Here is a 17,340-nt window from a genome sequence, read left to right as displayed (position 1 = left end):
ACACGTAGTATGGAATTATTAGAGAAACTATATATAATATTAAATTCTAATGAGTTTAATTATGAAGATATAATGGATATAAGTAAAGAATTAGATAATGTAATACTTGATTATAATAGGTTAAAATCATCAAATTAGATTAGAAAAGCAGAGTTTTTATCTTATATTCATTTAATATCTTAACTTGTAGATATTAAAATTTACAATACTTTAAATAATATGAATAAAATATAAATTTTACTACTCGTAAGAGTAGTTTTTTTATTTTATAAATATAATTAAGAGAGTTTGGAGATAAGATCTATCTGGTTGAAAATTTTGTATTAATTAAGATATAAAAATTAAATATTAGTAAATTTTTATAGGTAAAATGTATTAAAGTATAAAATTATGGCCTTAAAAGTAGTATAATAATAAATAAAATGAAAGGGTGAGATTATGTATGATGTAGCAGTTATAGGTGCTGGTATTGTTGGATCATTTATAGCTAGAGAACTTTCTAAGTACAATATATCAATTGCAATTTTAGAAAAGAATAGTGACGTGTGTAATGGAACTACAGGGTCAAACTGTTGTAATGTTTATGAAGCTTTTCGTCAACCACTAGGAAGTGAAAATCAGAAATTAATAATAAGGGGAAACGAAATTTACGATGAAATTTGTGAGGAATTAGATGTACCTTTTAAAAGGATAGGATCTCTTACAGTAGGATTTGATGAGGAAGATAGGAAAAAGGTTGAAAATATGTATGCAAAAGCGCTTGAAAGCAATGCAAAGGGAGTGCGTATAGTAAATAGAGAAGAACTTGCTGAATTAGAACCAAATGTAGATGAAAAATTTCAATTTGGATTCTATTCTTCAACTTGTGGAGCTATATGGCCTTTTCAGATGTCGGTAGCTTTAGTTGAAAATGCAATGGATAATGGAGCTGAACTGTTTCTTAACAGTGAAGTTAACAATATAGAAAAGCAGCATAGTAGTTTTAAAATTACAACTAAAGGTAGAGATATTGAAGCAAAATGTGTAATAAATTGTGCAGGAGTATATGCTGATAAAATAAATAACATGTTGGCAGAGAAAACTAAATTTAATATTGCACCTAAAAAAGCACAATTTTTAGTATTTAATAATAATATAGGGCCTTTCTTTAATCATGTGTTGAATAGGTGCCCAAAAGAAGGCGATAGAGGTTTAAATGTATTACCTACAGCGGGGGGTAATATTATGATGGGTCCTGTATTTCAGGCAACCGATGATAGAGAGTCACCAGATACTTCTTTTGATCAAATTGAACTTTTAAAGAAAAAAATGTCTAGACTTAGTGATAAAATACCATTTAATAAAGTTATAAGATGCTTTGCAGGATTAACAGCAAAAGAAGAAAATGGAAGAGTTATTATTGGTGAATCAGAAGAAGTTAAAGGATTTATAAATGCAGCTAGTGTGGATCAAGGAGTAACTTGTGCTCCGGCTATTGCAGAGAAAATAGCTGAAATTGTACATAATATATTTAAAAGAGACTATGATACAATAAGACTTAAATCTAATTTTAATCCTAAAAGAAGAAGGGCATATAGATTTAAAGAACTTAATGATAGTGAAAAAGAAGAACTTATTAGAAAAGATTCAAAATATGGACGAGTTATATGCCGCTGTGAAATGGTTACAGAGGGCGAAATAGTGGATGCTATCCGTAGAAACTGTGGTGCAACTACAGTTAAGGGAGTAAAAAATCGTACCAAAGCCCTTATGGGTGAGTGTCAAGGTGGATTTTGTGAACCTAAGATTGTACAAATTTTAGCTAGAGAACTTGGAAAAGATATGAGTGACATTAAATACGGAAATGAAGATTCCTATATATTGGTAAAAAATTCTGAAGGCTAAAAATCCTAGTAAATAAATGGAGAATTTATAAAGATAATGGGAGTAGGTGATATTTTGAGGTGCTATGATATTGTAATCGTGGGTGGAGGTCCAGCGGGGCTTTCAGCAGCAGTAAAAGCTAAAAATAGTGGAGTTGACAGCATACTTATTATTGAAAGAGAAGAAGAACTAGGGGGAGTGCTAAAACAATGTATACATAGTGGTTTTGGCATTCATATATTTAAAGAAGAGTTAACAGGACCAGAATATGCGGATATATTTATAAACAAAGTCAATGATCTAGGAATAGAGTACAAGATTGATACTATGGTGTTAAGCATTGACAATGAAAAGTGTTTAACTATTAGTAGTGAAAAGGAAGGTTTTGTAAAAATAAAGGCTAAAGCAATTATTTTAGCCACTGGTTGCATGGAGAGAGTAAGAGATTCTATAGGGATATTTGGAAGAAGACCTTCTGGAGTATTTACTGCTGGAACTGCTCAGAGATTTATTAATATAGATGGATATTTAGTGGGTAAAAAAGTAATAATTTTGGGTGCAGGTGATATTGGCCTAATTATGGCTCGTAGAATGAAATTAGAAGGAGCAGAGGTTGTTGCTGTAGTAGAAAAAGAAGACTGTGCTGGTGGTTCCTATAGAAATGTTGTTCAATGTATTTCTGATTTTAATATTCCACTTTTATTAAAGCATACAATTACAGAAATAATAGGAAAAGAAAGAGTAGAAGCTGTTACTATATGTGAGGTTGATGAGAAGGGCATTGCCATAAAGGAAACTGAGAAAAAATATGACTGCGACACAGTTCTCTTATCTGCTGGATTAATACCGGAGACGGAACTTGCGAAGAATGCTGGTATTCAAGTGGGAGAAAAAGGTGGAATAAAGATAGACGATTTAAAGAAAACCAGTGAGCCGGGTATCTTTGCCTGTGGCAATGTAGTTAAAGTACACGATTTAGTAGATGATGTTACAATTGAAGCAGAAAAGGCGGGAGAAAATGCAGCCATTTATGTAAAGGCTAATAATTAATAAGGCATGTGAAAATAAATAACAAGTGAAAGATGCGCCGTATATTTTGAAATATACAAGGAAACAGGTTCTGATGATAGTGGTGCTATCAGAAGGTTCTGTTAACGTAGTATGATTCAAAATAGACTAGTATACTGACTAGTTATTTATTTGAAGATGCCTAGGGAGAGATTCTTAATTTGCTTTAGGAGGAATGGAAATGGTAAATAGATTAGTATGTACAGTCTGTCCAACAAGTTGTAAAATCAGTATTGAAGAGCATAATGAAGGTGAGTATGAAGTTTCTGGAAATAAATGTGCTAAGGGAAAAAGCTATGCGCTTCAAGAAATTAAAAATCCAGTAAGAATATTTACTACTACAGTAAGCATAAAAGGTGGAAGTATAAAGAGGCTTCCAGTTAGAAGTAAAGAACCTGTTTCAAAAAATATTATTGAAAAGCTTATGAAACCAGTTAAGGCGGTTGACGTATATGCACCTGTGAAAAAAGGTGACATAATTGTTAAAAATATTTTGGGGTCAGGAGTAGACATTGTTGCATCAAGAGCTGTTCAAGGTGAAGATGAACTTTAATAAAAATACAAGATTAGGCATATGAAAATAAATAACAAGTCAAAGATGCGACGTATATTTTGAAGTCAACAAGGAAATAGGTTTCTAAGATAGTGAGCTATCTTAGGGTTCTGTTGACGCGGTTGGATTCAAAATAGACTAGCATACTGACTAGTTATTTATTTGAATGTGCCTTATAGAAAGGGCTGTCTCACTAGAGGCATCCCTTTTCCTTAAATATAATATTTTTTCATGTACAATTTAATTATAGTCTATAAAATTGTTAATATATAAATTAACAATAGAAGCATTATCTTTAATACGTCTATTATTGTGGATAATTTAAGGTTTCATCAGTAACTTTTAAAAGTACTTCGTTAAGATATTTATTAGCTATATATTTAGCCATAGGAAGGTTCATGTCAAGATAATTTCCACAGTCTTTAGCAGCAGCTCCTGGAATTTCTCCTTCATAATCTGCTATGAATTTAAATAAATCAACCAATAGATTTATGATGTCTTTTGATTTGTAGTCTCCAGCAAGTATTAAATAGAATCCAGTTCTGCAGCCCATTGGCCCGAAGTAAATAGTTTTTGCTGAAATATCTTTATCGTTTCTTAGATAAGTAGCAGCTAGATGTTCTATTGCGTGAACCTCGGCAGTATTTAATACGGGTTCAAGGTTAGGTGTAGTTACTCTAAGATCAAAAGTGGTAACGATATTTTCACCAACGGCATCTTTCCTTGAAACGTATACTCCTGGTTTTAATTTTAAATGGTTAACTGTAAAGCTTGCGATTTTTTCCATTTTATATTTCCCCCTCATAATTTGAGTTATAATTTTGTGTATTTAAACAAACTACAATTATTTTATCATTAATTGCTTATAACATTATACCAAAAAACAAAGTAACTTACAATTTAGGTTTGCAATAAACATATATGTATAATAGGATATGCTTGAAACTTTAAAATGTAAATACTAAAATCATAGTGTTAGGCATATGAAAATAAATATTAAATCAAATATACTAGCATACTGACTAGTTATTTATTTGAATGTGCCTTAATAAGAATCTTGTTTACATATAAAATTTCTAAGGGTATTAAAAATTATGCTGAAAATTTATTTGAAAATAATTTGATAGTATTTATTAGAACCTCTAAGAATATATTAATAATAGATATAATGAGGAGGATGTATATAATGAAGAAAAATTATTATAATAACAATTTTTTTGCTAAACCCTATGAGTATGATTACCCCTATGATAATCCTTATGATAACTTTAATGAAATTAAGCTTTGTCCTCTAATGAGGATGGAGAGAAATTTTTGGCCTATGATGAAAAAAAGTGTGGTATTTCAAAATGATTTTAATGAAGAAAATGAATATAATGAAAATTATGAATGTAGACATAATGTATATGGAGATATTCCCTATGAGGATAGTCTGCCATTTCAAAGCATGAGAGGTTTTAAACCAGAAAATTTTGGACCAATGATTATGGCCATGCCTGTTTTAATAGATTTTGATGATGAGGATGATTAAATAAAGATACCTATTTAGTTATATAAATATCCTAGCTAAATAGGTGTTTTTATATTTTTAAATATAGAATTTTCAATAAAAGAAATTAGAGATATATTTTTTATAGTGTTAAAGGAAATTATAGTTTTATGTAGAATTTAATTAATAGAAAAGAGGTGTAGTTATGTATGTTTGATGTAAATATAAAGTATGGAGATGTGAGTATTTCAAGTGTGGAAAAAGAAGATGTTAAACATATACAGACATGGTATAATAGCCAAAAGTCTTTTCTATACAACGGTAATGATTATTTGGGAACTGATGAGTTCTATGAAAGATTTTTAGAATATTACATGAGCGAATGTGAGATTTTCTTAAAAATAATAAAAATAAATAATATAATAGGAATTTTTAAAGGCAGAGTTGAATTTAAAAGCGAAAATATGGTATGGGTATCTTGTTTTGCAATGGAATCATTTTGCCTAGAAAATAATGAGGGAAACATTGTGTTAGATAAAATATTGAAGTTCTTTCTAAATAACTTTGGTATAAAAGATTTCCTAATAGGTGTTTCAGTAAAGGATAAAAAAATATTGACTGTTTTAAAAAACAGTGGATTTCAATTAGTGAGAATAAGTAATGATTTCTTTATGAATGAAAGTTCCAATGGAAATGCAGTAATATTAAAAAAGAAAATTTACATGTAAAATGAGTACCTATAGATAAAAACAATATAATTGTATATAAAAATTTAGTATAAATATGATCCTTCTGAAATATATTTTATAGTAGTAAAGTTTTAGGAGGATGAAAAAATGAGGTATACTAGATATGATATAAAAAGAAAGAAAAATGGCAACAAGTTTTACATAGTAGCTGTAATTATAGTTTTAACATGTGCCATATTAATAGGTACTGTAATTTCAAATTTGTTTTTAAAAAACAGTGATGGAACTTCTCAAACTTCTGATAGCAAAGCCGTATTTAATCAAGATAATTCCAATAATGTAGCTAGCTTTGTATTTTTACAATGTGGTATTTTTGATAAGAAAGAAAATGCTGAAAGCTTAATGAATCAACTTAGTAAAATAGGAAATCCTTTTGAAGTAGAAGATGAAGGTAAAGTAAGAGCTATGTTCGGAATATATGGAAATGAAAATGATTATAAGGCAGCAACCAAACTTTTATCAGATAATAAAATCGATGTTCATGATGTTAACTATACTCTAAGTAAAGGCGATCTTTGTGATTCACAGATAATAAGCATTATTAATGCAAATTTACAGGTGATAAATAAAACTTATGATAAAGATGTAAAACAAGTCCAGACATCTGCACTAAAGGAATGGACTAAAAAATTGGATAATGTGGATGGAAGCTATAAGAATAAAAAAGTATTAGATGAATTGAAAGAGCATGTAGATAAGCTGCCTGCAAATTTTTCAAAGGATAATGTAAATGAGAATAGAACATTTTTGTATTCAGAACTGAAAAAGGTGTCTAAATAACTCAACCAGTCTGCTGTAAAAAGCAGACTTTTTAATTGAAAACAAAGTAAAAAATTTTTATTAATAACTTACATAAATACTTGTTTAAGAGGATATTAAATGATAAACTATATTAGACGTACGAAGGTACAATATACATGGGGGATATGTTAATATGGTTGGTAAAAGTTCAAAATATTTCATATTTCTTATTTTGCTGGGGGGAATAGGAGGAACTATTGTAGGTGATGTAATTGGCACTAATTTTAAATTTTTATATTTTTTTAAAAGTGCATATACTATAGGGACGGCTAAGCCTATTTTTTTAGATTTTAAGGTTTTAAATTTAACATTAGGCATAAACTTTAATGTCAATATTATTACCATAGTTGGTATAATACTAGCAATAATGTTATATAAAAAACATTAGGAAGTGAAAATATGAATTTGATTTTGGCTTCGTCTTCTGAAAGAAGGATAGAGCTTTTAAAAAGAATTACATTGGATTTTAATGTTATACCAAGTAATTTTGATGAAAAAGGGGTTAAATTTAAAGGCGATGTTGCAGAATATGTTATGACACTAGCAGAAGGCAAAGCAAAAGATGTTGCAAGTACAATAGCTGAAAAAGAAAATACCTTCATTATAGGGTGTGATACGGTTGTTGCATTTAGAAACCTTGTTTTGGGGAAACCTAAAGATGAAGATGATGCATTCGGAATATTAAAGCAGTTAAGTGGCAATATTCATAATGTGTATACTGGAGTTGTAATATTAGATTTGAAATCTGCTACTGTTAAAAGAGATTATGTATGCACAGAAGTGAAGTTTTCTAACTTAACTGATAAAATGATTGAGAAATATATATGTTCTGGAGAATGTTTAGATAAAGCAGGTGCCTATGGAATACAAGGTAACGCTGCAGTTTTTGTGGAAGCTATAAATGGGTGTTTTTACAATGTAGTGGGTTTACCACTTAATAAGTTAAACAAAATGTTTGGGGAGATGGGAATAAATCTGTAAAAGAAGGTGCATTATTGGCTAATTCTCTTAAAATTATGGATTTTCCCGAAAATGAAAGACCAAGGGAAAGACTTTTTAGATATGGTGCTGAAGTATTATCTAACAGTGAACTTTTAGCTATTATTCTGAGAAGTGGAACAGTTAAAGAAAATATCTTAAGTTTGTCTAACAGACTGTTAAAATTAAATGGTGGTCTTAATGGACTAATGGATTTAAATGTAGAACAACTTCTACAAATCGATGGAATAGGTATGGCTAAAGCAGTACAGATAGTTGCATTAGGTGAAATTTCAAAAAGATTTGGTACATATAAATCTGGAGATACTTATAGTATTTCAAAGCCTAAAGATGCTGCAGAGTTATTAATGCAGGAAATGAAGAGTCTTAATAAAGAAGTACTTAAAGTTATTCTATTGAACACAAAAAATGTGGTTATTAGAATAGTTGATGTGTCTATTGGAAGTTTAAATTCTTCTATAGTTCATCCAAGGGAAGTATTTCATAATGCTATTTTAGCTCACAGTGCATCTATTATAATATGCCATAATCATCCATCAGGTGATCCATCACCTAGTACTGAAGATATTAATGTCACTCATAGGTTAAAAGAGTGCGGGAAGATAATTGGTATTGATCTTTTAGATCATATTATTATTGGTAATGGAATTTATGTTAGTTTAAAGGAAAAAGGAATTTTGTAAGTCTGAAAGGAGAAAAAGTTAAATGGGATTTTTTGGTATTTCTAGAGACATGGGTATAGATTTAGGAACAGCAAATACTTTAGTTTATGTTAAGGGAAAGGGGATTGTTTTAAGAGAACCTTCTGTTGTTGCTATAAACACAAACACAAAGACGGTACTTGCTGTTGGTGACGAAGCAAAACAAATGATAGGAAGAACACCTGGGAATATAGTAGCTATAAGACCTTTAAAGGATGGAGTTATAGCTGACTTTGATGTTACAGAGAGTATGCTTAGAAAATTTATTTCCAAGGTAACTTCAAAAGGAGCTTTTGCAAGTCCTAGAATAATAGTCTGCTTTCCATCAGGAGTTACAGAAGTGGAAAAAAGGGCCATTGATGAAGCCACTAAAAGAGCAGGAGCAAGAGATGTACAGCTTATGGAAGAACCAATGGCTGCAGCAATCGGTGCAGGACTTCCAGTAGAAGAGCCTAAGGGAAGTATGGTTGTAGATATAGGTGGTGGTACTACAGAGGTTGCAGTAGTATCCCTTGGTGGTATAGTTACTAGTAAGTCTTTAAGAGTTGCAGGAGATGAACTGGATGAATCCATTATTAACTACATTAAAAAAATGTATAATTTAATGATTGGTGAAAGAACAGCAGAAAATATAAAAGTACAAATAGGATCAGCTTATAGTGTATCTGATGAAGAAGAAACTATGGAAATTAAAGGAAGAGATTTGATTACAGGTCTTCCTAAAAATATAGAGATTACTGAAACAGAAGTAAGAGAGGCTTTAAAGGAACCTATAGCAGCTATAGTTGATTCAATTAAACTTACCCTTGAAAAAACTCCACCAGAGCTTGCAGCGGACATTATGGATATAGGTATAATGCTAACTGGAGGAGGAGCTCTTCTTAAAGGATTAGATTCTTTAATCAATAACGAAACACATATGCCTGTACATATAGCAGAAGCACCACTTGACTGTGTAGCACTTGGAGCAGGAAAAGCTCTTGAACACTTTGATAAGATAAGTAAAAATAGAGGCTAAAGATGAAGCTTATAAGAAATAGACTGGCAGTAACAATAATTGTTCTGTCAGTTAGCTTTTTGGTTCTAATAGGTGTTAGTGTGAAAAGGCAGAATGCTTTCATGGTGGAAAATGGTGTTGGAGTTACGTTAAGTTCAGTACAGGGCGTTATTTATAAGGGTATTGGTGGTACAAAGGATTGGCTAGGATTTATAACTCATTATTCTGAAATAAAACAGGAAAATGAGGATTTAAAGAAAAAGAATACACAAATGAAACAAAAGGTTTCAGCATACGATGGTTTGCAAAATGAAAATAAAAGATTAAGTGATATGTTGAGTTTTCAGCATCAAAGAGATGAGTATAATTATATTAACTGTAATATTACATCAAGAGGCGGAAACAATTTACTAGACATTTTAATTATAGACAAGGGAAAAAATTCTGGTGTTAAGAATGGATTAGTTGTAGCTACTCCAGAGGGACTTGTAGGAAAAGTAATATTCACAGCAGACAGCTGGAGTCAAGTTGGAACTTTAAATAATCCAAATGTTCAGGTAGCAGGTAAAATTCAAAGAACAGGTGTTATTGATGGTGTTGTAGATGGATATACAGATAGCAATAATAACAAATTAGCTAGGTTAGACAATATGTCACTGGATACAGATATAAAAACAAATGATGTCATAGTAACAGCTGGTATTGGAAATTTATATCCAAAGGATATGCCAATAGGTGAAGTTACCAGTCTATCTGATGATAAAACCAAGATTAGTAAATATGCTATAATGAAGCCTTATGTAGACTTTAATAAATTAGAAGAGGTATTTATCGTTGTACCTAAAAATACTAGCGAAATAAAGTACTAAGGTGATATGAATGAAAAAGGTTTTAACTTTAATAATTTTAATTTTTGTATTCACAATTGTAGATAATTCTGTTATGCCCTTTTTAGCGGTATATGGGTATTATCCTAGTCTACTATTTATATTTGCATTAAGTTATAGCATTATAAATGATAGATGGTCAGCTCTTGGAATTGGCATTATTACTGGTGTTCTACAAGATATATTTTTTATCAATGCCTTTGGAGTTAATACTTTAGTCAATATGCTCTTGTGTGTTTTAGCAGGAGAAATAGGTAGAAACTTATTTAAAGATAAAAGATTAATACCTGTTTGCTCTATTTTTGGATTAACTCTATTAAAGGGAATATTAATTTTAATAATACTTAATATACTTCATATTCAGATGAATGCATATAACATAATAAATATAGCTATCTATAGTTTTATTGTAGCAATATTTATGTATAAATGTGTATATAAGCTTTGTAAAAAAGATTATATGATACGTAATTGGAAATTTTAAGAGTGGTGATTTTATATGATAAGAGATAGGAAGAAAAGAAAAATATTTAATAGATATACTGTTTTAATCATAATTATGATAATAGCCTTTTCGGCTATTGGAACACAGTTGTTTAATTTACAAATAACTAAGGGTACATATTATAGCGAAACTGCAAATACTAAGTCTCATAAGTTAATACCACAAGAGGGACCAAGAGGATCAATTGTAGACAAAAATGGAATAGCTCTGGCTGCCAATGTGCAAAGCTATGAAGTTACCTTCATGGATACAGATGATAGTGAAAAACAGTTTTTTCCTACTATGGCAAAGGTATTTAAACTGTTAGATGATAATGGAGAAACTCAAGATGATAGTTTTCCTTTAAAAGTAAGTCCTTACAGATTTGAATTCAATGCCACTGATCCAAAGAGTATACAGACATTGCAGCTTAGGTTCTTAAAGGATAGAGGCTTTCAAGATGCAATATTAAAAAAGGATTTTAGTAGTAAGAAGGAAACAGATCTAACTAAAGCAGAAACAAATAAATTAAATGAAGAGCTTCTTAAAATAACACCAGAACAGGTTTTTAATCAACTTGTAGATAAGAAACATTATGACGTAGTTTCAGGTGTTTCAAAAATTAATAGTAAATATACTCCTAATGACTTAAGAAGATATCTAATAGTAAAAGATGCAATAAAGATGAACAGTTTTTCTGGATATAAACCAGTTCCAATTTCCAGTAATATTAAAAAGAATACAGCTCTTATATTTTGGCAGAAGATATCTGATTTATCAGGGATAAATGTAGATATTCAACCTATGAGAAGCTATCCTTATGGAACTCTTGGTTCTTCAGTTTTAGGATACATAAATAAGATAAGTTCTACAGATCAGGAAAAGTATTCTGAGAAGGGATACGATGTTAGTAGTGATTATGTTGGTGCATCAGGTATTGAGGCAGCTTTTGAAAGCAGATTAAAAGGTGCCAATGGTGGAGACATAGTTCAAATAGATAAGCAGGGAAGGGTTACTAATAAGCTGGCTAGTAGAGAGGCTTATCCAGGGCAGAATGTACAGCTTACTATAGATGCTAATGTACAGTATGCTGCGGAACAGGCACTGCAAAATGAAATGACAAAGTTACAAAAGGCAGGATCAGTTGGAGATCAAAAAACAACTAACGCCACAAGAGGTGCAGCTGTAGTTATAGATGTTCATACAGGAGGTGTTTTAGCACTTGCCAGTACACCAAGTTTTAATCCAAATGATTTTTCAAATCCTAGTGGACTCACTGAAGATAAAATAAAACAATATTTTAGTCCGGATTATGAAAATATGGCAAAAGCTAAAGGTATGTCTCAAGATTTAATTGACTTTATGTTCCCTGTAGATAGTAGTATTAAGGATAATACTACTATAAGAAAAGATAAATATGATTTTTTTCCAAAATATTTATACAATTATGCTACTATGTCACTAATTCCACCAGGATCAACTTTCAAGCCATTAACAGCTGTGGCTGGATTGGAGACAGGGGTTGTAAATGCTAATTATACAGTTAATGATCAAGGTTACTTTATTGGAGATGATGGAAAACCAATTTGGTTTCATTCTGATGGAGCAAATGGAATTGTTAATATAGTTAATGCAATAGGAAGGTCAAGTAATCCATATTTTATGACTGTAGGAAAGTTACTTAAGGATAGAGATGGAGACGATGCTTTAGCTAAATATGCATGGCAATTTGGATTAGGCACTAATCCAAATGGTGGAAATGCAAGTACTGGAATTGAAATACCCGAAAATTTTGGACAGGTGTATAATAGTATATCTCAGAGGAATACAAATGCGACTCAGTTCCTTCTGAATATTGAACAATATTTAAATAGTGGAACTGACAGTAAAAATTCTGCAAAATTTCAGTCAATATATTTATATGATAGGACAACGGATAGTAAAAAGGTTTTAAAAATTAAGGATGATATAAAAAAAGCTATAAAGGATACCATAAAGAGTGGGAAGAAAGACAGCAATAAAAATTATATCAATTTGTATACTCCACTACTTAAACAGTTAATAAGTGCTGATTCTAATTATAAAGGAAAGAATTTTAGTGATACTGAAATTAGTGATGTTGTAAGTGTTATAAGTGGTCAAATAAATGCTGCTATTGATGATTTAGGATTAGGATACAATATTTACAATGCATCTATAGGTCAAGGTATGAATGCTTTTACTCCATTACAAATGGCAAGTTATGTATCAACCCTTGCAAACGGAGGAACTAGGTATAAAGTTCATCTTGTAGACAAAATAACAGATGCAGATGGAAATGTGTTAAGTCAAACGAAGCCAGAAGTATTAAATAAAGTTGACATTAGCCCTGAAAACAAAAATTTAATTATGCAGGGTATGAATCAGGTTACTGGTGGTGGAGGAGCAGATGGTACTGCATCAGCAGCTCTTGGAGATTTTAATAGCCATATTCCTACCGCTGGTAAAACTGGTACAGCTCAGGTTAATACTGATATACAGAATAAAACTGGTAGATCCGATTATGGATGGTTTGTAGGTTATGCACCTGCTAATGATCCACAAATAGCAGTAGCAGTGGTTATATTTGATGGTGGTTATGGTAGTGAAGTAGCTAATGTAGCAAGAGGAATTTATGAAGGGTATTTTAAGGATCAGCTTACTAAAGATAATTATAAGTTTGACATAAATACTGATTTAAGTAAAAGGCCACAGGATAAGTAATTACAAGAATATATAATTTAAACGAAAGGATTTAGCATGAAGATTCAGTATATTTTCATGCTAAGTCTTTTCTTATATAAGGCACATTCAAATAAATAACTAGTCAGTATGCTAGCCTATTTTGAATTCTACTGCGTCAGCAGAACCCTCAGATAGCACCACTATCATCAGAACCTGTTTCCTTGTATAATTCAAAATATACGTCGCATCTTTGACTTGTTATTTATTTTCACATGCCTAAGTAGAACTTTTATAATATTTAATAAAGAAATTAGGTGTATTTTAAAATATAATGAATTTATTAAAAAAATTATCATATTAAGAAGGATTTTTAGTAAATTGTGTTGAATGTATAACAGAAGCTTAAGAACCTTTGGAGGTTTATTATTTATGGGTGAAGACAAAATTGTGCTAAAAGGAAATAAAGATGGCCTAAATGTGTTAATTGATATGAATGCCTTTAAAGACTTTAGTGATATGCTAGAAAAATTAGAAGAAAAGCTTTCAAGAGGTAAAAGATTTTATAAAGGCTGCACATTAAAAGTTACTATGCAACTTAAATTTGTAAGTGAAAGAGAACTTAGAAAATTAAAGGATATTCTTTTTCAAGAATTTCTTATAAAGGATTGTATATTTGAGGACATTGAAGAAAATGAAAGTAAGATTTTTACAGGCATTTATGAGGGAAGAACTAAGTTTCTTAGAAAAACTGTAAGAAGTGGTCAGGTAATAAGCTATACTGGAAATATAGTTATAATAGGTGATGTAAATCCTGGTTCAGAAATTTTTGCAGCAGGGAATATTATTGTGCTTGGAAGTCTTAAGGGGGATGTCCATGCCGGAGTAAATGGTAATGACAAGTCAATAATAGCTGCATTTAAGCTAGAACCTAAGGTTTTACAAATAGCAAATATAATGACAAGGGCTCCAGAAAATGATGAAAAGCCTGATTATCCAGAGGTGGCAAAGATAAAAGGAAACACTATAATTGTAGAACCTTATTCACCTAATAAATTCATATAATGGAGGTAAATTAAATGGGAGAAGCTATTGTAATAACATCGGGAAAAGGTGGAGTTGGTAAAACCACAACTACAGCAAATATTGGTACAGCACTTGCGGCTATGGGTAAAAAAGTAGTGATGGTGGACGGAGACACAGGACTTAGAAACTTAGATGTTTTAATGGGTCTTGAAAATAGAATAGTTTTTACGCTTTTAGATGTGGTAGAAGAAAACTGTAGATTAAAACAGGCACTTATTAGGGATAAAAGGTATGAAACTCTATTCTTACTTCCAACTGCACAAACAAGAGATAAAAATGATGTAAATGCTGAACAAATGCTTACTTTGGTAAATGAATTAAAAACAGAATATGATTATGTATTGATTGATTGTCCGGCAGGTATTGAACAGGGGTTTGAAAATGCAGTTATAGGTGCTGATAGAGCAATTGTTGTAGTAAACCCTGAAGTCACTTCTGTAAGAGATGCTGACAGAGTAATTGGTAAGCTAGATGCTAGAGGTTTAGATGATCACAAGCTTATAGTTAATAGAATTGATGTTGAGATGATTAAAAAGGGCGACATGCTTGGGATTAATGATATAATTGATAATTTGGCAATAAAGCTCATTGGGATTGTTCCAAATGATAGAGATATAACAATTTCAACTAATAGAGGGGAACCTATAGTATTAAATAACAATTCTAAAGCTGGACAGGCTTTTAGAGACATTGCAAAGAGAATAACAGGAGAAAATGTTCCCTTTCTTCCGTTAGAAGATGAAGATACATCAACTGGAATTGTGGCAGCTATAAAGAAGTTATTCAAATTTAAGTAGTTAGGAGATTGTGTTATGGATTTATTTAAGTTTTTTTCAAACAAACCTTCCTCAAAAGATGTAGCCAAGGAGAGATTAAAATTAATATTGATTCATGATAGAGCTGATTTATCACCGGAACTTCTTGATCTTATAAAAGGTGAAATAATGAATGTTATAGCTAGATATGTTGAGATAGATAATTCTGATGTGGAAGTCAAACTTACTAGAGTTGAAGAACAAGATGGGAATTCGCCAGCACTTGTGGCTAATATACCCATAAGAAAAATGAAAACTAAAAAATAAAAAAATGTGAAAAAGGCTGTTCTATTTATTTAGAGCAGCCTTTTTGTCATAAATAAATATTAAATAAATATATATGTTATTGAATGAATTATAAATTGGGAGGAAAATATGGGAAGCTTTAATAGCCAGTATGAGAATTATTATAGCACGTTATCAAAAAGGGGATATGGTCAAAATAAATTACCTTATGGTAGACAATCAAAGATTCAAGGGCCTTTTTTCAATAAGAAAAGACTTATAAGAACCTTTGAAATACAACTTATAGGTACTTTAATTCTTTTTCTATTTGTCTTTACCTGCAAGTTTTATGTTAATCCACAGACAAAGGCTGCATACAATTACTCTAAAAATATTGTAAATGAGAATTTTGATTATAAAGCTGCTTTAGTTTATGTAAAGAATATAAATGTAAATACTATAGCTGAAAATATTAAAAATGGAAATGTTACAGATTTTCAAACTAAATCAATAAATTTCATTGAAAATATTAGAACTAATATTACAGGAGGTAAAACTACAAAACAGAATATAAGCCATAATTTTGTAGTGCCTGTTAATGGAAAGGTGATAGAGCCCTATGGACAGAGTAAAAACAGTACTACAGGTGATATTGAATTTAACAAGGGAATAGATATAGATACTGCCTTAAATACAGATATAAAGGCATCTTATAGTGGCTTTATAAAAGAAACTGGAGAGGATAAAACTTTAGGAAAATATTTAGTTATAGACCATGGTAGTGGAATTGAAAGCAAATATGCTCATTTAGATTCATTTCAAGTGAAAAAAGGTGATAAGGTTAACAAAAGTCAGGTAATTGGAAAATCGGGGAATACAGGCAAGGTAATATCCCCTTGTGTATATTTTCAATTGACATATATGGGAGAAACCATTGATCCACAACAATACTTAAATATATAAGGTATCTGAAAAGAAATAATAAGTGTAAGCAATGAACTTGGAGTGATCCTTTGATTAAAATAAATAAGTTTTTTATACCATATATTGTTTTACTAGTGTTCATAGGTTTTAATGGAAATCTGTTAATAGCTTTTGCTATGGTAATTTTACACGAATTTACTCACTATTTAGTGGCAAGATGTTTTGGCTTTAAAAGTGGTAATATTGAAGTATTACCTTTTGGTGCAGTTTTGAGAATAGATGATTTGGAAGAGGCATCATTTAAAGAAGATTTAATAATTTCACTGTCAGGACCAATATTTAATATAGTACTGGCAGTTATTTTTTATATATTAGGCTTATACTTTAACAAAGCTATTATTCACTCTCTATTTTTAACTAATGCTGCTCTTGGCATATTTAATCTAATGCCTGCTTTGCCTTTAGATGGTGGTAGAATATTAAGGGATTTGATTGCACGAAAAACAATATATAGAACTGCAAATTTAATTACTGTTATAGTTAGTATGGGCACCGGTAGCATATTTATTCTATATTATATATACTGCTTTTTTAAAGGACAGATGAATTTATCCTTTGGAATTATAGCACTTTATATAATGATATATTCTTTTAAAGAAAAGGAAAGGATAGCATATATAATTATGAGCGATATTATAAAGAAAAAATATAGATTTATTAGAAGAGGATATATAGAAAATAGAACTTTTTCTATATATTATAAAAATGACCTTCTGAAGGCACTTAGCATTGCAGAAAAAAATAAATATAATATATTTACAGTTCTTGATGGAGAACTAAGAGTTATGGATATAATATATGAAGAGGAGATTTTAGAAGCACTGAAAAGTTATGGAAACATAACTATAGAGGAGTTTGTAGAAATACGTGATAAAAATGAAGTTTAACCTGACTAACCTGGTGTAAGACTCCCACGCACTCTGTGAAAGTGATTCGCAC

Annotated in this window: 20 protein-coding genes; 19 read left to right on the top strand and 1 reads right to left on the bottom strand. The window is 30.6% G+C overall.

All coding sequences use genetic code 11. From position 1 onward, the window contains the following. The first annotated feature begins 9 nt into the window (after positions 1 to 9). From RH99_RS20050 to RH99_RS13865, 4 genes are all read left to right on the top strand, one after another. Complete coding sequence (locus tag RH99_RS20050; RefSeq protein ID WP_206771404.1) at positions 10 to 138, top strand: Spo0E family sporulation regulatory protein-aspartic acid phosphatase; 129 nt, start codon at positions 10 to 12, stop codon at positions 136 to 138. A 300-nt stretch (positions 139 to 438) separates the two neighbouring features. Then, entirely contained in the window at positions 439 to 1,884 is a 1,446-nt protein-coding gene (locus RH99_RS13875; protein WP_010239344.1) for an NAD(P)/FAD-dependent oxidoreductase, read from the top strand. A gap of 36 nt (positions 1,885 to 1,920) precedes the next feature. Then, entirely contained in the window at positions 1,921 to 2,913 is a 993-nt protein-coding gene (locus RH99_RS13870; RefSeq protein WP_010239342.1) for an NAD(P)/FAD-dependent oxidoreductase, read from the top strand. 199 nt (positions 2,914 to 3,112) lie between these two features. Beyond that, on the top strand, positions 3,113 to 3,484 hold the full coding sequence (locus tag RH99_RS13865; RefSeq protein ID WP_010239340.1) for a DUF1667 domain-containing protein: 372 nt from the start codon (positions 3,113 to 3,115) through the stop codon (positions 3,482 to 3,484). Positions 3,485 to 3,791: 307 nt separating this feature from the next. On the opposite strand, the gene RH99_RS13860 is transcribed toward RH99_RS13865, so the two are convergent. Then, entirely contained in the window at positions 3,792 to 4,271 is a 480-nt protein-coding gene (locus tag RH99_RS13860; RefSeq protein ID WP_010239338.1) for an S-ribosylhomocysteine lyase, read from the bottom strand. A gap of 399 nt (positions 4,272 to 4,670) precedes the next feature. Here RH99_RS13860 and RH99_RS13855 point away from each other — a divergent pair, with 399 nt between their 5' ends. The 15 genes from RH99_RS13855 to RH99_RS13785 all read left to right on the top strand — a co-directional run bounded on the left by RH99_RS13855 (position 4,671) and on the right by RH99_RS13785 (position 17,288). Next, positions 4,671 to 5,015: a hypothetical protein gene (locus RH99_RS13855; protein ID WP_010239336.1), complete on the top strand. Its 345-nt coding sequence runs from the start codon at positions 4,671 to 4,673 to the stop codon at positions 5,013 to 5,015. A gap of 167 nt (positions 5,016 to 5,182) precedes the next feature. Further along, positions 5,183 to 5,701 (top strand): GNAT family N-acetyltransferase, encoded by a 519-nt coding sequence (locus RH99_RS13850; protein WP_010239334.1) that lies wholly within the window; start codon positions 5,183 to 5,185, stop codon positions 5,699 to 5,701. 108 nt (positions 5,702 to 5,809) lie between these two features. Continuing rightward, positions 5,810 to 6,502 (top strand): SPOR domain-containing protein, encoded by a 693-nt coding sequence (locus RH99_RS13845; protein WP_010239331.1) that lies wholly within the window; start codon positions 5,810 to 5,812, stop codon positions 6,500 to 6,502. Positions 6,503 to 6,656: 154 nt separating this feature from the next. After that, on the top strand, positions 6,657 to 6,911 hold the full coding sequence (locus tag RH99_RS13840; RefSeq protein ID WP_010239330.1) for a DUF4321 domain-containing protein: 255 nt from the start codon (positions 6,657 to 6,659) through the stop codon (positions 6,909 to 6,911). An 11-nt stretch (positions 6,912 to 6,922) separates the two neighbouring features. Beyond that, positions 6,923 to 7,504 (top strand): Maf-like protein, encoded by a 582-nt coding sequence (locus tag RH99_RS13835; protein ID WP_010239328.1) that lies wholly within the window; start codon positions 6,923 to 6,925, stop codon positions 7,502 to 7,504. Positions 7,505 to 7,518: 14 nt separating this feature from the next. Next, entirely contained in the window at positions 7,519 to 8,205 is a 687-nt protein-coding gene (gene radC / locus RH99_RS13830; RefSeq protein WP_010239326.1) for a RadC family protein, read from the top strand. A gap of 22 nt (positions 8,206 to 8,227) precedes the next feature. Beyond that, positions 8,228 to 9,241, top strand: coding sequence for a rod shape-determining protein (locus tag RH99_RS13825; RefSeq protein WP_010239324.1), 1,014 nt, complete (start codon positions 8,228 to 8,230; stop codon positions 9,239 to 9,241). 2 nt (positions 9,242 to 9,243) lie between these two features. Continuing rightward, a complete protein-coding gene (mreC, locus tag RH99_RS13820) occupies positions 9,244 to 10,089 on the top strand; it encodes a rod shape-determining protein MreC (RefSeq protein WP_010239321.1) in 846 nt (281 codons plus the stop codon). 10 nt (positions 10,090 to 10,099) lie between these two features. Beyond that, positions 10,100 to 10,591 carry a rod shape-determining protein MreD gene (gene mreD, locus RH99_RS13815; protein WP_010239319.1) on the top strand — a complete coding sequence of 164 codons (492 nt, stop codon included), beginning with the start codon at positions 10,100 to 10,102 and terminating at the stop codon, positions 10,589 to 10,591. Positions 10,592 to 10,606: 15 nt separating this feature from the next. Then, positions 10,607 to 13,333 carry a peptidoglycan D,D-transpeptidase FtsI family protein gene (locus RH99_RS13810; RefSeq protein ID WP_010239317.1) on the top strand — a complete coding sequence of 909 codons (2,727 nt, stop codon included), beginning with the start codon at positions 10,607 to 10,609 and terminating at the stop codon, positions 13,331 to 13,333. Positions 13,334 to 13,723: 390 nt separating this feature from the next. Beyond that, positions 13,724 to 14,356, top strand: coding sequence for a septum site-determining protein MinC (gene minC, locus RH99_RS13805; RefSeq protein ID WP_010239314.1), 633 nt, complete (start codon positions 13,724 to 13,726; stop codon positions 14,354 to 14,356). A 14-nt stretch (positions 14,357 to 14,370) separates the two neighbouring features. Beyond that, positions 14,371 to 15,174, top strand: coding sequence for a septum site-determining protein MinD (minD, locus tag RH99_RS13800; protein WP_010239312.1), 804 nt, complete (start codon positions 14,371 to 14,373; stop codon positions 15,172 to 15,174). Between the two features lie 15 nt (positions 15,175 to 15,189). Further along, a complete protein-coding gene (gene minE, locus RH99_RS13795; protein ID WP_010239310.1) occupies positions 15,190 to 15,459 on the top strand; it encodes a cell division topological specificity factor MinE in 270 nt (89 codons plus the stop codon). 108 nt (positions 15,460 to 15,567) lie between these two features. Continuing rightward, entirely contained in the window at positions 15,568 to 16,380 is an 813-nt protein-coding gene (locus RH99_RS13790; protein ID WP_010239308.1) for a M23 family metallopeptidase, read from the top strand. A 50-nt stretch (positions 16,381 to 16,430) separates the two neighbouring features. Continuing rightward, entirely contained in the window at positions 16,431 to 17,288 is an 858-nt protein-coding gene (locus tag RH99_RS13785) for a M50 family metallopeptidase (RefSeq protein ID WP_010239306.1), read from the top strand. The last annotated feature ends 52 nt before the right edge of the window (positions 17,289 to 17,340 follow it).

Origin of the sequence: Clostridium arbusti SL206 (genome assembly GCF_000246895.1) — a bacterium.
Taxonomy (GTDB): Bacteria; Bacillota; Clostridia; order Clostridiales; family Clostridiaceae; genus Clostridium_I; species Clostridium_I arbusti.
The sequence above is the reverse complement of the archived record's forward strand: the minus strand, read 5'-3'. Positions and strand labels throughout refer to the sequence as shown.

Excerpts from the sequence above, each read along its gene's own strand:
- minD (WP_010239312.1), top strand. The coding sequence starts at position 14,371 with ATGGGAGAAGCTATTGTAATAACATCGGGAAAAGGTGGAGTTGGTAAA.
- RH99_RS13855 (WP_010239336.1), top strand. The coding sequence starts at position 4,671 with ATGAAGAAAAATTATTATAATAACAATTTTTTTGCTAAACCCTATGAG.
- RH99_RS13835 (WP_010239328.1), top strand. The coding sequence starts at position 6,923 with ATGAATTTGATTTTGGCTTCGTCTTCTGAAAGAAGGATAGAGCTTTTA.
- RH99_RS13825 (WP_010239324.1), top strand. The coding sequence starts at position 8,228 with ATGGGATTTTTTGGTATTTCTAGAGACATGGGTATAGATTTAGGAACA.
- mreD (WP_010239319.1), top strand. The coding sequence starts at position 10,100 with ATGAAAAAGGTTTTAACTTTAATAATTTTAATTTTTGTATTCACAATT.
- RH99_RS13865 (WP_010239340.1), top strand. The coding sequence starts at position 3,113 with ATGGTAAATAGATTAGTATGTACAGTCTGTCCAACAAGTTGTAAAATC.
- mreC (WP_010239321.1), top strand. The coding sequence starts at position 9,244 with ATGAAGCTTATAAGAAATAGACTGGCAGTAACAATAATTGTTCTGTCA.
- RH99_RS20050 (WP_206771404.1), top strand. The coding sequence starts at position 10 with ATGGAATTATTAGAGAAACTATATATAATATTAAATTCTAATGAGTTT.
- RH99_RS13850 (WP_010239334.1), top strand. The coding sequence starts at position 5,183 with ATGTTTGATGTAAATATAAAGTATGGAGATGTGAGTATTTCAAGTGTG.
- RH99_RS13860 (WP_010239338.1), bottom strand. The coding sequence starts at position 4,271 with ATGGAAAAAATCGCAAGCTTTACAGTTAACCATTTAAAATTAAAACCA.
- RH99_RS13875 (WP_010239344.1), top strand. The coding sequence starts at position 439 with ATGTATGATGTAGCAGTTATAGGTGCTGGTATTGTTGGATCATTTATA.
- RH99_RS13840 (WP_010239330.1), top strand. The coding sequence starts at position 6,657 with ATGGTTGGTAAAAGTTCAAAATATTTCATATTTCTTATTTTGCTGGGG.
- RH99_RS13870 (WP_010239342.1), top strand. The coding sequence starts at position 1,921 with ATGGGAGTAGGTGATATTTTGAGGTGCTATGATATTGTAATCGTGGGT.
- RH99_RS13845 (WP_010239331.1), top strand. The coding sequence starts at position 5,810 with ATGAGGTATACTAGATATGATATAAAAAGAAAGAAAAATGGCAACAAG.
- RH99_RS13810 (WP_010239317.1), top strand. The coding sequence starts at position 10,607 with ATGATAAGAGATAGGAAGAAAAGAAAAATATTTAATAGATATACTGTT.
- minC (WP_010239314.1), top strand. The coding sequence starts at position 13,724 with ATGGGTGAAGACAAAATTGTGCTAAAAGGAAATAAAGATGGCCTAAAT.
- minE (WP_010239310.1), top strand. The coding sequence starts at position 15,190 with ATGGATTTATTTAAGTTTTTTTCAAACAAACCTTCCTCAAAAGATGTA.
- RH99_RS13790 (WP_010239308.1), top strand. The coding sequence starts at position 15,568 with ATGGGAAGCTTTAATAGCCAGTATGAGAATTATTATAGCACGTTATCA.